Origin of the sequence: Daejeonella sp. JGW-45 (assembly GCF_029360805.1) — a bacterium.
Taxonomy (GTDB): Bacteria; Bacteroidota; Bacteroidia; order Sphingobacteriales; family Sphingobacteriaceae; genus Daejeonella.
The window spans coordinates 226,893-242,975 of record NZ_JARKNC010000002.1 but is presented as its reverse complement, the minus strand read 5'-3'; the positions used below and the strand labels follow the sequence as shown (position 1 = coordinate 242,975).

The following is a 16,083-nucleotide window of genomic DNA, read 5'->3' as shown; positions in this document are numbered from 1 at the left end:
ACAAAAACAGATTATGAAAGTAAAAGCAATCCTACCTTTTGTGTCACTTTTCCTTTTTGTTATTGCGCTAAATGCACAAACATCAGGAAGCAGGGTGCCTTATGTCATTTATGATAATTTCGATACGGGTGAAATGTTCACCTGGGAGCCTTATCCATATCAGCAGGATACGGGTTATGATCCCTTATTCACTACGAAGAAGGAGCCTGCGTATGGCGGAAAAGGAAGTTCGCTCTGGCGCTTAACCAAACCTAATGATGCCAATGATCTTACCCAGGGATTCACCAAGCGAATTGATATGTATGCCAATCAATCCACACGGCTGAAGTTTGCTTTCTTTTTTATGAGTGACCGGAAACCTGCCAGCCTGGAGGTATCTCTCGGGACTTTCCAGGGGACATTGTATACCCATACGATCAGTTCACCAAAAGCAAATACCTGGGTAGAAGTAGACCTGCCGATAGAGGATTTCAAGTCTTCGGGTAAGTCTTTGAGTGCAGGGGAGCATCTCCAGGTTGTGGTTATGAAAGCCTTTTATCCCGTGGTGAACCATCTGCCAAGCTATTCCATGCTGATGGATGAGTTCCGGCTAAATGGAGAGAGAGCCAGACAGTTTATTTCAACCCAGCCAGGATCGACCTGGTTCGAGCAATTCGGTCAGTCAGTAATACACAGTCATTATACTACCGGACAGACCATATCATTGAGCGTTAGTCCGGAACAGGGGGCAAAACCTGTTGCAGTAAGCGCTGATCTTATTGGTCCGGATGGGCTGACCAGGATAAAGAAAGTCAGATTTTATGATGATGGAAGTCACGGCGATTTCCGGGCCGGCGATGGTATCTGGTCTAATAATGCGGTGCATACGGTGAAAGCCGGAGATCCCCGTGGACAATGGAAAGCAAGATTTACGGCCGAAGGGGCACAAGGTTTTACATCGGATCTGAGCTTTATCATCCAGCTTCCGGGTGCAAAAGGCCATCCCAGGATCTTTTTTACTGGCGCTGAGCTTGCTGCCAGGAGAGCCGGGGCTGAACCTGCACCTGCAAAAAAGCTCTTAGAGAATTTTATAAATAACTACAAGCCGTCGACCCTTGATATCAATACCCTGGCTCAGCCTTTTTCTGAAGCACCTGAATCTGTGACCGGCGGGCCTTATGCGAGTGCAAGTATGGGCGGCTGGTATAACACCCAGAATACCCTTGCGAGGATTATTAACAGCGAAGCCTGGCAATTTTACCTGACCGGCAATACGGAGGCTGGAGAAAAAGCTAAAGCAGCACTCTATAAACTTTGTACCATGCCATCCTGGAATCACCCATGGATGGAAGCAAATGGAAACCATACCTATTACCCCGGAGCTCCTGCCGCAATGGCCGCAGCTTTGGGATATGATCTTCTTTTTCAAATATTATCAGAGCAGGAGCGCAAAACTATCCGCAAAGGAATAATGGATAATTCGATTAAGCCTTTTTATCGCGATATGGTTGAACTAAATCGTATGCCAACCAGCAATTCGAATCACATTGGGGTAATACTTTCCGGGGTGGGGCTTGCTGCAATGGCAATTGCCAATGATGATCCGGAATTACCGGGTCTTGAACCTTATCTCTCAGGCATCCTCGCAAAATCGAAGCAGTTTATAGACCGTACGATGCTGCCTGAAGGAAGTTATAATGAGCCATACACGTATCAGGAGATGGGCTACCGGGAGTTTGTTGAATTCCTGTTTTCTCTTGAAAAAAACTATGGGATAGATTATACTTCAACTACCTATTTAAAAGAGTTTTATCAATACCCATTGTATGTAACACAGAATAACCGGGGAAAATATCAGGATCTGGGTGATGTTTCACCTACCTATAATTTCACTCAACAACCCATGCAATGGCTTGTTTATAAGATGAAAGATCCCTTCATGTATAAATATGTTAAGCCCTCATGGGATTCGGGGGCAGGCAGGGGAGGTATATTACCCTATCTCTGGTATACTGAAGGCATTACGCCAGTCAGCAGGGAGACTCTGCCTACATCTAAACATTTTGAAGGCAAGGGTCACATGGTAATTCGTTCCAACTGGGATGATTCAGGTAGTATCCTGATCTATAAAGCGGGTCCTAACGGAAATCATTATCATTATGATCAGGGTACCATACTGCTGACTCATAATGGAGAAGAGCTTTTAAGTGATGCCGGACATAGCAGCAGCTATTATGCAAACCTTTACTTCCCGGGGTATTATACACAGGCCATAGGTCATAATGTGATGCTGGTGGATATGAATGCCGAAAGTCAGGCACCCGGTGATTTTAATAATGGGATTGCATCTCTGAAGACCTGGCCTGAAATTACCAGTTCGTTTGCAGGCGACAGATTCAGCGGGGTGGCCAGCGACCTGACAAGCGTTTACAAGGGAGCGGTGTCAAGTTATACCCGCACGTTACTCAGCATTAAAAATGGACCAGTTTTTTTGTTTGACCGGGTGAAAAGCCCTGATGCACATTCCTACAACTGGCTTTTTCATGCCGAACATACGAATGGTAAGAGTTCAATTTCTTATGCGGATAATCGAGTGAGTATAAACCGCCCCAAAGCTCGCCTTACCCTGGATGTGCTTTCACCCCAGCCATTAACGGGCGTAATTCGTAACTCCGACCGTGATGAAAGTTTTATCGCCCTATCATCTGCGAAGCTGAAGGAGGCCGATTTTCTTGCTGTAATGGTACCTGAAGGCAAGCCCGCCAGTGGTGATTATGCAGCAAGGCCAAAACCTACGCGAATTGATTCAAATGGCTGGACCGGTGCTGTATTAAATGAAGGCAATACTAATTATTACGGATTTTTCAGGGTGAACCAAAGTTCAGGCGCCGGCATTGAAGGTTTTAAGACCGATGCATCGAGGCTTACCGCAGTCGTTTCAGGAGATCAGCTAAAAGAGGCCTATTTTGAAGGGAAGACTTTTGAAGGCTACGGCTCCGGATTCAGATTCACTGTTCCTGTGAACGCTTCAATTACACTTTCGGCTTCGGGTACAGCCCTTGAAATAAAGTCGGATAACCCTTATGAACTCAGTATGGCAAGCCCGGTAAAGCCATCTTCTGTTGTTCGGAACGGAGTTAGTATAAAGAACTGGAAGTACGATCAGGATTCAAAAACTTTAACAGTGAGCCTGCCGGCCGGGCAATCGAAAATCGCAATAGAATAATGTGTTAGAAAGTGATAACAAGAATTTTTTTAGCTCACAGCTGATAGCTGATAGCTCACAGCTCACAGCCCACAGCTCAATAAAAATAAAACAGATGAAATTTACAGTGTTAATTATCGCGTGCCTGACTGTACTAAGTTTAGAATCGTATGCTCAGAAAGGTACCCTGAATTGGGTGCAGGAAAGTAAGGAAGCGGCCTGGCAGGCCCGGGATTCTCAGGGTGAGTTTGTGTTCAAAGGCCAGATGTGGATTCTTGGCGGATGGTTTACGCCTCAGTTACCCAACCCAAGGGATGTCTGGAAATCACCTGATGGAAAGAACTGGACCCGTGTAATCGAAACAGCACCCTGGCAGCATAGCGATCTGCCTGCGGCAGTGGTTTTTAAAGACAGAATGTGGATGATGGGGGGACGTAAGCTCCCCGGTACCAATACCAGTAATCAGGTTTGGTCGTCAAAAGATGGCACGGACTGGGTGCTGGAGACACCTAACGCGGGATGGAGCCCGAGATTAGCGCCCGGCTTCGTCGTTTTTAAAGACCGTATGTGGATAATGGGTGGTACCAGCGACTTTTATAAGAACAATGACACAACTGTATTCAATGACGTGTGGTCATCTGCCGACGGCAAAGAATGGAAGCTTGAACTGGCTAATGCGCCCTGGTCGAAAAGAACCCATGGACAGGCACTCGTGTTTGACAATAAGATCTGGATACTGGGCGGCGGTAACAGAAACCCGCACCCTAAGGCCATGAATGACGTATGGTGTTCTGAAGATGGCATTAACTGGACGCAAGTGACAGGCTCGGCTGCCTGGAAGCCGAGGATGTGGTTTTCGACACTAGTCTATAGAGATAGAATGTGGGTGTTGGGTGGCTGGGAAGAATCCGGAAACTTGGGAGACGTATGGTATTCCAGGGATGGCAAGAACTGGACTGAATTAAAGTCGGATCTCATCTGGTCAAAGCGCCATGAGCACTCGGCGTTTGTATTTGATGATAAGATCTGGGTTGCCGGCGGTGCTGCAGAACCAAACTATTTGCTCGACAGCCAGGTATGGAGTTTGAAAGTGCCGAAGGGGTGGTTTAGGGAATAGGGAATAGGGAATAGGGAATAGGGAATAGGGTTTAGGAAATAGGGAATCGGACACGGAATTATTTCATTAAGACATCTGATACCTGATACCTAACACCTAATCCCTAAAACCTAATCCCCAACACCTCAAAAAAATACAAGTATGAAAAAAACATCATTATTACTGTTATTAGCCTGCGTCTTTATGATTCCCGGAGCTCACTCATCTGAAAAGCCTGCGATGTACAAAGTCAAAAAACTTCAGGGATCAATGAAAATCGATGCCAGTTGGAATAAGGCGCAATGGAAGAAGGTGAAGGAAATTCCGATCGAGAATTTTATGGGTCAAATACCCGCATTTCAACCTCGTGTTGTCGCAAAAATGATGTATGACAGCCGGAATATTTACATGATCTATAAAGTTGAAGATCGTCATGTAAGAATTCAGAATACCAAATTTAACAGCCCTGTTTCAACGGATGCCTGCGTTGAGTTCTTTTTCGCACCGGATAAGGACTGGCCGCTCAGATACTTCAATATTGAGATCAATGCCGGCGGAACGGCGCTTATGGCCTACCATAAGGATGGAAAAAGGACTAATGTGACCGAAGCGGATTTTAATGTCGCAGAGGTTGCACATACGTTGCCAAAGAAACTGGACCAGGAAATTTCGGAACCTGTAACCTGGTTCCTCGAGTTTAAAATGCCTCTTTCTTTGCTTGCAAAATATGGTAATTACACGCAGCCGGAAAAGGGTGTTAAATGGAAAGCTAATTTTTATAAAACATCAAGCAGAAGCACTAATCCGCATTATATAACCTGGTCGGTTGTTCAGAACCCGGTGCCGCAGTTTCATCTGCCGCAATATTTTGGAACGCTGATGTTCAAATAATGATTGGTGAAATGCTTATGAAATTAACTATTGCCGGATCAGATGGTCTGTCGTTTAAATACTGTTATAAGAAATGAAGAGATTAATGAAGGGACTTTTCATAGCAAGCATGCTCTTATCAAGTCCTGCTTTGGCCGAATGGCAGGCTGGTGTAGCCAAAGCTGACATCACACCTACCGAACCGGTGCCGCTGGCAGGTTATGGCGGCAAAACCCGTATGTCGCAGGAGGTTGTGCATCCTATCTGGCTTAAGGCAATGGCCATTCGCGATGAAACGGGACAAACTTCAGTTATGGTGACTGCCGACCTGGTTGGTCTGAGTGATAAAATGGTAGGTATAATTGCGGCTAATGCACTCGCAAAGTATCAGCTGCCAAGAGAACGCCTGATTTTAAATACTTCTCATAATCATTCCTGTCCGGTTACTGAAGATGTATTATGGATCTATTATGAATTTAATGATCAGGAACGGGCAGCGAAAGACCGGTACACCCAAATGGTTTATCAGCGATATGATGAAGTAATTGCTGCTGCACTGAAGGATCTTTCTCCTGCACAGATCAATTTTGAACAGGGACTCGCCGGTATTGCTGTGAACCGCAGGAGATCTCGCGGTGCGGAAACACGATCATTCGGCGGACAGGTTGATCAGGATGTCCCCGTATTGACAATAAAGTCGGGGGAACAGATCAGGGCTATCCTTTTCGGCTATTCATGTCATACCACCGCTCTGGGTGGCTTAAGCATCAGCGGCGATTATGCCGGGTTCGCCCAGATTGAACTGGAAAAACAATACCCGGGATCACTCGCCATGTTTGTTCAGAATTGTGGCGGCGATGCAAATCCACTGCCCAGGATACGTGGAAATGAGAGTGAGGCAATAAAACTTACCTCGATGTATGGTCATATTCTTGCTGAGTCCGTTAAGCAAGTGATTGCAGCTCCTATGAAACCTGTCACCGGTCCGCTGAAAGCGGTTATGGGTGAAACGGAGCTCTACCTTAAACCGGGATTATCCCTTGCAGAACTTCAGAAAAAACTACCGGGCCTGAGCGGTATGGAAAAAACTGAAACTGAACATCAGATCAATCAATATCAGACTCTGGGTGCTCCGCCAGACCGGGTGAGATACCCGGTTCAGGTTTGGAGGTTTGGCTCGGGATTTACCTTTATCGCCTTAACCGGAGAAACCGTAGTCGATTACTCCCTCAAATTTAAAGGCCTGTATGGCTGGAACGATACATGGGTCTTTGGGTATAATAATGATCTCTTAAGTTATGTTCCAAGCCTTCGGGTATTGAAAGAAGGCGGATACGAGGGTGAAACCGGAATGGCTGAATACGGACATCGCGCACCCTATACCGAAACGGTAGAAAAGCAGATCAGTAAAAAGGTGGCTGAACTGGTTAAAAGATCCAGGGAATAATATTTTAATTTCTGAATGGGGCTTTTCGGGTTTTGGAGGTCATCTAAGTAAAGAGTTAATAAACTGTATTATACTTTAATATATGAAAAACCGGACTGATTTTGGTTTAAACCGGAGAACATTTTTAAGTACCACAGGTCTCGGGCTTTTGGGTGCTTCCATGTCGGGCGTTCTTTGCAATGTTCCTTCAAAGGAAGAATCTGAAAAAGCTGCGAACACCTTTCAGAAAGATGGCTGGAAAGCCATTATGGAATCGGCAAAGAAATATCCGAAACTGGATGCTCATAATCACGTTTGGGACGGCAGTAATGCTGCCCAGGTAGACGAAAGCTGCGAAGCCCTGGGTATTACAAAAGCTGCCTGTTCAATTCCGGGAGGGAAAACTGTGGCAGATATCCGCGCCAATAATGATATCATCATTCAGGCGATGAAATCGCATCCGAAAAGGATCATGGGGCAATGTTACATCAATCCTATGTTCAAGAAGGAAGCACTGGATGAAATTGATCGCTGCGTGGATAATGGAATGGTAATGCTTGGCGAACTGTACGATGCAGTTAAGATAAATGATCCGCTGTATTACCCGGTTGTAGAGCGCTGCATCAAACATAAAATTCCATTAATGCTTCATGGTGTTACTACCCTGGGAAACTGGCGTCCGGGATACCTGCCAACTAATCCTCCAAATTCATCTGTCCCTGAAGATTTTGTTGAAATAGCTAACCGCTATCCCGAAGCTATGATTATTTGCGGTCATATTGGCGGGGGTGGTAACTGGGAATATATGTGCCGGGTTTTAAAGAAAGCTCCAACATTATATCTGGATACCAGTGGCAGTGTAAGTGATGAGGGTATGATCGATATGGCTGTTAAATACCTTGGCGCAGACCGCTTATTGTTTGCTACAGATATGAATTATGAAACCGGGGTTGGGAAGATTATATGGGCCGACCTGAGTGAAGAAGACAGGAAAAAGGTATTCTTCGAAAATTTTAACAATTTATTAAGAAAGGCGGGTAATCATGCTGGTTGATATTAATGCATTCGTTGGTCACTGGCCATTCAGAAACCTGAGAGGAAATAATCTCAAAGAGCTTTTGAAGCGGATGAATACTTATGGAGTGGATAAAGCAATTGTATCCAATCTGAATGGTATTTTTTATGTGGATGGGCAGATTGCAAATGAAGAGCTATTTGCTGAGCTGAATTCCGATGCATCATTTAAAGATCGTTTTATTCCCTTTGCAACTATAAATCCGATTCTGCCCTGGTGGAGGGATGCACTGGAGACCTGCAGCAAAGAGTTTGGAATGAAAGGGATACGGATATTTCCGCTGTATCACCATTACAAACTGACGGATGAAGCCTGTATTGAAATGGTTAAAGCAGCCAGAGATCTGGGCATGCCGGTTTCAATTCCTCTCAGAATGACGGATCTGCGTGAAAGGTCGTGGCTGGATGTGGATAAGGCGATCAGCTATAATGATATTGCTGCTTTAGTCAGTAAAGTGCCTGATGCAAAATATATGATCCTCGAAGCCAGGATTACTGACGGACAGGAGCCAACGACAGCTGAATCTGTTAAAATACTGAAGGCCGCTGATGTACTTTTCGACACGTCAAGAGGCAGCGGGGTGGCTGTAAAAGGCCCTAACAGTGAAAGTTTAACGTATTTGCTGGAGAATTTCGGAGCTGATAAACTGGCTTTCGGAACAGAGACTCCGTTTGTGGATTATACCTCCCCGTTTTTAAGGCTCGGAGCATTTAAAGCAATCAACGAGACCGAGAAACAGAAAGTATGGTCGGGCAACGCCCTGCGTATGCTGAGAATTTAACCGCAAAGACCAAATAGAAACATGCTATAAACCTCCCGCACAGGCGGATATCACAAACAAATGATAGACATATGAAGAAACAATTCCTTTTACAAATTCTTGCTATTTGCATGATTTTTAATCTTGCCTATGCTCAGAATCAGGTGGGCAGAACTCCTTATACCTTGTTTAATGATTTTGAAACGGGCGAGCTTTTCGGTTGGGAAACTTATCCCTATGCACAGGATATAGCCTTTGATGCGCTGTATTTTGCAGTTAAATCCCCGACTTATAAAGATAGCAAGTATGCACTTGCCCGTCCGTTTAAAGCCCATGATGTCAATGAGTTATACCAGGGTTTTACAAAACGCTTAAATCTTTATACGGTTTCAGATAGCCGTGTGAAAGCTGCTGTTTATTTTCAGAGTGACCGGAATGCAGAGTCTCTCGAGCTTTCTCTTGGAACCTTTGATGGCAGGCGCTATTTCCATAAGATCAATAATCCAAAGGCAAATTCATGGCTAGAACTGGATCTGCCAATTTCATCATTTAAGCTGAATGGTCAATCTTTAGGTGCGAATGAGCACATTCAGGTGATCACATTGAAAGGAACTTATCCGATCGTTAATTATTTGTTCACCTACACTATTCTGATGGACGATTTCAGCATCAATGGTGAGCGTGACAGACAATTTATAGCTACTTCACCCAGCTCAACCAACCTGGAAATGTTCGATGTGTCTATTTTGAATAAGCACTTTTTCTATGGTGACAACATTAATCTTAAAGTGGCACCGGAAGGAAATATAAACCTTAAGCAAGTAAAGGGAACATTGGTAGACAGCAAAGGAAATATTGTCAGGGATAATATTTCATTCAGCAAAAGCGGTAATGATTGGGCCAATACTTCTATTTATAAACTGTCTGAAAAGGATGCCCGGGGCCAGTGGGAGATCAGATTAAAGGGTGAAGATGAGCAGGGGGGAGAACTGAGTTGGGCTTTACGTTTTCTGATGCCTGGAAAACAAGTAAACGGCCATCCGAGACTATATTTCTCTGCTGATGAATTGAAGAAAAGACTTGCGAACGAAAAATCGCCGGTCGCAAAAGGTATACTTGATAATGCCTTAGAGCATAAGGCTTTTATGAAAGTCAATGTGAATGCCATCAATGAGGGGAGAGACTATACTGCAGAGAACCTGGTGGGCGGACCTCATTCCCGGACTTCAGTGGGATTAAATTCCTATGCTGTCTGGAATAACCCAAATTCTACACTTGGGAAAGTTATCGAAGAAGGCAGTTTTCAATATGCATTTACCGGCGACCGGGCTGCAGGTGAGCAGGCAAAAAAGGCTTTGCTGAAACTGTGCTCATTCAAGAAATGGAATGCTGACTGGATGCTTGAACGTAAATTCTGGACTTATTATCCCGTAGGATATACAATTAAGCCTGTTGCTTACGGTTACGATATGCTGTATGACCTGCTCTCTGAATCAGAACGAGCTATGGTAAGGACAGCAATCATGGAAAAAGGATTGAAAATGTTCCACCGTGATATGGTTGAAATGAACCGCATGCCTTCCAACCAGACCAATCACATAGCAGTTTTGGCAGGTGGTATGGGATTAGCTGCAACCGCTATTTATGGGGATGATCCATCAAATCCGAATCTGGAACCATACATTTCCGGAATCCTGACTAAAACCAAAACCTTTATTGACCGGACATATTATGAAGACGGAAGCTATGGTGAACCAAAAAGCGGCTATATGAATATGGCAAGCCGGGATATGGGGGAATTACTTCCGGCACTGGAACGGAATTTCGGTGTAGATTATACGACAACCACGAACTTTAAAGATTTTTATAAATACCTGGTTCAGGCAAGTTATTCAAATGGTTTGATGCAGGATTATGGCGATGGAGGGGGTGCAAAGGGTTCAAAAGTGGATCTTGGCGGTCAGATACATTCCTGGTGGCTGGTGAACAGGACCAAAAACCCATTGTTGTACAGTTACGTCAAGCCGTTCTGGGAGGCGGGCAAAGGCGGATATTTAAGTTACCTATGGTTCAGGGACGATATCACTCCTGTATCAAGAGAAACCTTAGCGCCATCAAAATTCTTTTCAGCACAGGGCATGGTCATGCGTTCAGGCTGGGATGATGCAGCAACGGTGTTGAGTACCCGCGTTGGGCCAAATTCCAATCATTATCATTATGATCAGGGGAGTTTCCAGATCATGAAAAATGGGGAGACGCTATTAACTGATCCGGCGTATGGCCCCCTGGGCTATTATGCGAACCTGGAGTACTTGAGTTATCACGTTCAGGCTAACGCTCACAATGTTATGCTTGTGGATCATGATCCTGAAAGCCAGGCCCCGGCCCATTACGATAATGGTATCAAATCATTGCGTGACTGGCCAAAGGTATTGCATTTATTCAACGGGAAAGATGCTGATGGAATTGAAAGCGAGTTGAGTTCTGTATACAAGGATAAACTTGAAAAGTACTCGCGTACGATCCTTTACACCAAGACCGGGCCTTTTTTCTTATTTGATGAAGTAAAAAGTAAATCACCGCAGGGACATGTTTACGATTGGTTGTTTCATGCTCCGCCGGGAGAGAATAATCAAACTGCTATCACTTATGACAAAGGCCGGATGGTCATTGACCGCCCAAATGCAAAATTGACAATGGATGTCGTTAGTCCGGAGATTGAGGCTTCAAAGATCTATGATAAAGGCGTTGGGAAAGTGTTCTATGAGTCATTCCTCGACCTTGCAAGTAAGCCGGATCTTAACCAGGTTAACTTCCTGGCAGTGATCCTTCCGGAATCCAAGTCAGGAGGCAGCGCCGGTGCCGCACCGGTAACCACTAAAGTGGAAGCTCCGGGATGGATCGGTGCGAAGATGGTGCACAGCAATGGTTCCGACCTTGGTTTGTTCAGAATTGGAGCTGAAAACGGAGCAGCGGCCGGTTTTACAACCGATGCGAAACGATTCACAGCCAGTTATGACAAGTCAGGTGCTCTTCAGAAAATTTATTTTGAAGGAAGTTCGATATCCGGCAACGGCCTGTCATTAAGTTCAGACGTGGGTGTAAGAGGCACTATGGCTATTGTTCCTGGAGGAATAGACGCTGAAATCAAATCAGCCAATGGATGTAATTTAAAGGTTTTATTGTCTGGAAAACCTTCCTCTGTTTTAGTTAGCGGAAAGGCGGTTAAAGACTGGGGCTTTGATGCAGCAACAAAAATGCTGACAGTGAAATTGCCGGGAGGAACAGTTCCTTTGAAAATAAATAACTAAGTTTTTTCAGGGTCTTCAGATCAGGATCCAGGTATTCCGGGAGGCCGGTGGTAACACCGGCCCCTGCGGTATTCCGATTTGTGTACCACCAATGTGAAATGACGTTCTTGCAATCATGGATAGAAAACGCAATCTCAGTATCAGCATTATTGTCTTTCTGTCTCTTTTTGGACTTAAGGATAGTTTTTGCTCCCTGGTAAAAAAAAGTGAACGCGAAGGGTCGCTTCGGTCCCCGATCTACTGGAAATTTTCCGATGCGAAGTCAGTAAAGGATACCCTGAAAGGCAAGGTAGCGAAATGGACTGCCGCTGAATTATGGTCCCAATCTATTTCTCAGAACCTTAAACTTGAAGGAAATGCCATTGTGCCTGAGGACAATCTTTTGATTGAAAACGATGCGGTAAGTTTAGGTTCTATTCGTTCTGAAGCCTGGGATACGCTGTCGAAAGGTGTTATCATCAGGAAGCATCTCGAACTGCCGCTGCAGCCTTCTGAGAATGCCTGGATTAGTATGCTGATCTATCCATTGGTACCGGCTGAACCCATGAGCGGAGGGAAACTTGTGTTTGTTGTGAACGGCAATAAGCCCATTGTATATGAATTGTTGCATTTCTGGACCAGTGTTCCGGTGCCGGCATCTTACCTGAAAAAAGGTAAAAACCTTATCGAGGTCAGTGTGCACAATCAAAATGAAAAATTCAGGATCCCAATGGCTCTGAATTCTATTATCATGCCCTCCAACGCAGCGAAAGCGTCATCTACGGGTAATAGCGAACGAAGTCAGGACAATGGAAAAACCTGGAAGTATGCGGGTAACAAGTCGGATTTAGCAGAATACCCTCTGCGCCTGAAATTACAAGATTTTGGCAAAAAGGCATGGCTGCAAACCCCGGTAATTAATCTGGCAGAAGACGGCGTGGGGAATGTGATGTTTCTTCCGGTGGTTTTGGAATCCGCAGAGATGAAAATTGAGACCAGGGATTCTGAAGGTTCTAATTGGCAAGCATTTATAAGAAGCGGGGATACCCATATCCCCGAGGCAGGCGGATGGACTCCCTGGAGGAAAATGGAGAACGAGTCATTAATTGATGGAATGAATCATCGCTTCGTCCAGCTCGAATATCGCATTGAACCCGGGTCAGGAAACAGCAAGCCCAAAATTCTGGGACTTAATTTGAAAAGCCAATGGCGCACGGCTTCATCCCCCCGGAATATCTTCATATCTGAAGTGCAAAATTACCCCCTTACCCGATCCTCATTTGATTTTGTTCATGAGAATCCTGCGTTGCCCGAACTTCAGGAATTCAGAAAGCAATATAAACTCGATCAGGTGGTAGAGGGGGCAAAAACCGAGTGGGAAAAGATTAAGCGCCTGAGAGCATGGACAGCTGGCTATTGGGATTGGTTCCTGCCGAATTCCGAATTTGAAGACCTGTTAAGCTGGAATGCAGCTAAAATACTCAGCGGTCCGGCAGCTTCGGGGAATATGTCAAAAAAAGGAGGTAACTGCCTTCATTATGCAATAGTCTTCGCACAGGCTTGCCAGAGTTTTGGTATTCCGGCAAGGATAGTAAATACCAATTATGCCATCTGGGGAGGACATGAATTAGTTGAGGTCTGGTCAAGGGAGTACCAAAAATGGATCATGGCTGATCCAAATTTCGACTCTATGTTCTATAACAAGAAAACGGGAATACCATTAAATATTCTGGAATTACATGATCTGTTTCTGGAGACCTATTACCCGGGAGGAGAGCCTGTCGACCGGGATAAATGGTCGTTCGAGGACAGAGACCGCCGTGCAAGCCGAATTGATCCTGCTACACTTCCTATTGCCATGGAAAACGGAGGCCATGCCTTTTCCGGTAAAATTAATCAGGATTATACATGGTGGAAAGTAACATCTAACAAGGAAAACCCGGGATATTCAGGTGGATACGGCTTCTATAATACCGCTGAAGTCCGTTGGCTACCCCGCAGTAACTGGTTGAGTCAGATATCACCTTTGCCGGTAACCCACGGGAGGACACACTGGGGATGGGATGGCTATTATGCATGGACCGATGATCAAACGCCGGAGACTCCCGAGCACCGCTATTTTGTCCGGCGTGCCTCAGATATGTACGGTTCACTGTTTACTGTCGATTTTGCTGTATTCCCGGTCAGAGAGGGTTTGCTTAAGATTTCCATGGCAACAGACAGCCCCGGGTTTAAGCACTATGAGCTGATTGCCAATGGTGAGAAGATAATAGTCAGCGATTCAACTTATCAATGGAAGCTGGCGCCGGGTTTAAATAACCTCGAGATCCGTGGCATAGATGCACTCGGTAACCCGGGAGCGTTAAGTAGTTTAAATGTTAAGTATTTACCCGGTGTGAAATAATATTATCATTGGAAAATACTCAACGAAGGAAACGATAGACGATGTCTCAGCAAAAAGATACTCATTAGATTATATTCATCCTTGGCAGCATTGGTTTATTAATTTCATTGCTGATATATTTGGGAATGAGGAAAATGATTTTAAAAGGCAAAGAACTTTAATTTTTGATACTTTTAACAATGGTTGATTGATCGATCAGGCAAGCAAGGCCTTGGCAAAGTTGTGGCTTGTCTTGCAATTATTCACATACCTTCATGTTCCCGGGCAACGGGTTATGCACTGAAACAAACACTTCAAAACGATAAATAGCACACATGACAAGATCTATTACTGTATTATTCCTGGCTTTTTTTAGTTTAATTTTTACCTCTACGGCAATGGGTCAGAACACCCAACTTTCCAATGCCAAACAGAAGATGCTGGATGCAACTAAGTTTATGGTGGAAAAAGTCAGTACAAACGGAGGTTACGTAGGATTATATCTTGAAGACCTTTCACGTCGCTGGGGCGAACTCGAAGCCTATAAAACGATGATCTGGGTACAAAATCCAGGAACAGTTGATATGGGTCATGTTTTTTTAGATGCTTATAAGGTTACCAAAGATGAATATTATTATAAAGCAGCAGAAAAGGTAGCCGGAGCGCTGATTTTTGGTCAGCAGGATTCAGGAGGCTGGAATTATATGATTGATTTCGCCGGTGATGCTTCTAACAGAAACTGGTATAATACTATCGGAAAGAATGCCTGGGGTTTTGAAGAACATAATCATTATTATGGCAATGCTACTTTTGATGATGAAGTTACTTCCCAGGCAGCCCGTTTCCTTTTACGCATGTATCTTGAAAAGCTGGATGTTTCCTTTAAGCCATCCCTGGATAAAGCTATAAATTTTATAATTCAAGCGCAGTATCCTTTGGGAGGATGGCCTCAGCGATATCCGCTTAAGCATGATTACCCTCACGGTGATTACGAAGATTATACTTCTTTTTATACTTATAATGATGATGTTATATTAGGCAATCTCAATTTTTTGATTGACTGTTATGTGACCTTAGGTGAAAAGCGTTTCCTTGATCCTATACAACGGGCGATGAACTTTTTCATTATCAGTCAGCAGGGAAACCCTCAGGCGGGCTGGGGACAACAATATGATATGGACCTTAAACCGGCACATGCGCGCTCGTATGAACCGCCGGCACTTCTTCCAGGGCAGACATTCAGAAACAGTATGTCCCTGATAAGTTTTTATGAATATACGGGCGATCGAAAGTTTATTGCCAGAATTCCCGATGCCATTAAATGGCTCGAAAGTATTCAATTGCCAAAAAGTGAAACAGCGGATGGCAGATATACTCATCCTGTTTTTGCTGAGATAGGTTCAAATAAGCAACTTTATGCCCATCGTACGGGTACAGGAGTGAACAATGGGCGTTATTGGTGGGATTATAACAGCGAGAATCCTCTTTTGCACTATGGTGCGAAAACCAAGTTAAATATGGATCAACTAAAGGACGAATACGCGAGAGTTAATGCCCTTTCGCCTGCGGAAGTTACCAGGAACTCCCCGATAAAGAATCGAATGTTTACAGGAGGTGAATTACCTCAGCGGTATTTTGATGGACGAATAAATCCACCTGCCGCAACACCGGATGAATCAGCGGTAAAGGCAGTTATTGCTAAATTGGACAATCAGAATCGGTGGCTTACCAGGCACGAATGGGCAAGCCGCCCGTACTCCGTAACAGCAGGAGGCGAAGAAAGCAATACAGCCCGGGACAGTGATGCAGGAGGCAGAGCTATAATGGATGCCTCTGACCAGCAATATATTTCGTTGCGTGAATACATGAAAAATATGAACGTCTTGATCAATTATGTAAGGCAGCCCCAACAAAGGAATTAATTATTGTCGTTGTGGCTTTTGAGACGATTAAATGATTTCTTATCCCGGTGAAAATTCACTCGGCACCAGGATAAGAA

General features: G+C 44.6%; 9 protein-coding genes. All 9 read left to right on the top strand.

What is annotated here, in order from left to right; translation table 11 throughout:
* The first annotated feature begins 13 nt into the window (after positions 1–13).
* The 9 genes from P2W76_RS04250 (at position 14) to P2W76_RS04210 (ending at position 16,006) form a co-directional block, all read left to right on the top strand.
* The gene (locus P2W76_RS04250; protein WP_276346282.1) at positions 14–3,205 is read left to right on the top strand and encodes a heparinase II/III family protein; all 3,192 of its coding nucleotides are present in this window, start codon (positions 14–16) and stop codon (positions 3,203–3,205) included.
* Positions 3,206–3,299: 94 nt separating this feature from the next.
* On the top strand, positions 3,300–4,301 hold the full coding sequence (locus tag P2W76_RS04245; protein WP_276346280.1) for a hypothetical protein: 1,002 nt from the start codon (positions 3,300–3,302) through the stop codon (positions 4,299–4,301).
* A gap of 141 nt (positions 4,302–4,442) precedes the next feature.
* On the top strand, positions 4,443–5,171 hold the full coding sequence (locus P2W76_RS04240; protein ID WP_276346279.1) for a carbohydrate-binding family 9-like protein: 729 nt from the start codon (positions 4,443–4,445) through the stop codon (positions 5,169–5,171).
* A 73-nt stretch (positions 5,172–5,244) separates the two neighbouring features.
* The gene (locus P2W76_RS04235) at positions 5,245–6,597 is read left to right on the top strand and encodes a neutral/alkaline non-lysosomal ceramidase N-terminal domain-containing protein (protein ID WP_276346278.1); all 1,353 of its coding nucleotides are present in this window, start codon (positions 5,245–5,247) and stop codon (positions 6,595–6,597) included.
* Between the two features lie 82 nt (positions 6,598–6,679).
* Complete coding sequence (locus P2W76_RS04230) at positions 6,680–7,630, top strand: amidohydrolase family protein (RefSeq protein ID WP_276346277.1); 951 nt, start codon at positions 6,680–6,682, stop codon at positions 7,628–7,630.
* The gene (locus P2W76_RS04225) at positions 7,620–8,432 is read left to right on the top strand and encodes an amidohydrolase family protein (RefSeq protein ID WP_276346276.1); all 813 of its coding nucleotides are present in this window, start codon (positions 7,620–7,622) and stop codon (positions 8,430–8,432) included. The genes P2W76_RS04230 and P2W76_RS04225 overlap by 11 nt, the downstream gene beginning before the upstream one ends.
* 71 nt (positions 8,433–8,503) lie before the next feature.
* Entirely contained in the window at positions 8,504–11,722 is a 3,219-nt protein-coding gene (locus P2W76_RS04220; protein ID WP_276346275.1) for a DUF4962 domain-containing protein, read from the top strand.
* 115 nt (positions 11,723–11,837) lie between these two features.
* Complete coding sequence (locus tag P2W76_RS04215; RefSeq protein ID WP_276346274.1) at positions 11,838–14,105, top strand: transglutaminase-like domain-containing protein; 2,268 nt, start codon at positions 11,838–11,840, stop codon at positions 14,103–14,105.
* 314 nt (positions 14,106–14,419) lie between these two features.
* Positions 14,420–16,006 (top strand): pectate lyase, encoded by a 1,587-nt coding sequence (locus P2W76_RS04210; protein ID WP_276346273.1) that lies wholly within the window; start codon positions 14,420–14,422, stop codon positions 16,004–16,006.
* Positions 16,007–16,083 lie beyond the last annotated feature (77 nt).

Coding starts and splice junctions, on each gene's coding strand:
- P2W76_RS04245 (WP_276346280.1), top strand. CDS start 3,300: ATGAAATTTACAGTGTTAATTATCGCGTGCCTGACTGTACTAAGTTTA.
- P2W76_RS04235 (WP_276346278.1), top strand. CDS start 5,245: ATGAAGAGATTAATGAAGGGACTTTTCATAGCAAGCATGCTCTTATCA.
- P2W76_RS04230 (WP_276346277.1), top strand. CDS start 6,680: ATGAAAAACCGGACTGATTTTGGTTTAAACCGGAGAACATTTTTAAGT.
- P2W76_RS04225 (WP_276346276.1), top strand. CDS start 7,620: ATGCTGGTTGATATTAATGCATTCGTTGGTCACTGGCCATTCAGAAAC.
- P2W76_RS04215 (WP_276346274.1), top strand. CDS start 11,838: ATGGATAGAAAACGCAATCTCAGTATCAGCATTATTGTCTTTCTGTCT.
- P2W76_RS04250 (WP_276346282.1), top strand. CDS start 14: ATGAAAGTAAAAGCAATCCTACCTTTTGTGTCACTTTTCCTTTTTGTT.
- P2W76_RS04210 (WP_276346273.1), top strand. CDS start 14,420: ATGACAAGATCTATTACTGTATTATTCCTGGCTTTTTTTAGTTTAATT.
- P2W76_RS04220 (WP_276346275.1), top strand. CDS start 8,504: ATGAAGAAACAATTCCTTTTACAAATTCTTGCTATTTGCATGATTTTT.
- P2W76_RS04240 (WP_276346279.1), top strand. CDS start 4,443: ATGAAAAAAACATCATTATTACTGTTATTAGCCTGCGTCTTTATGATT.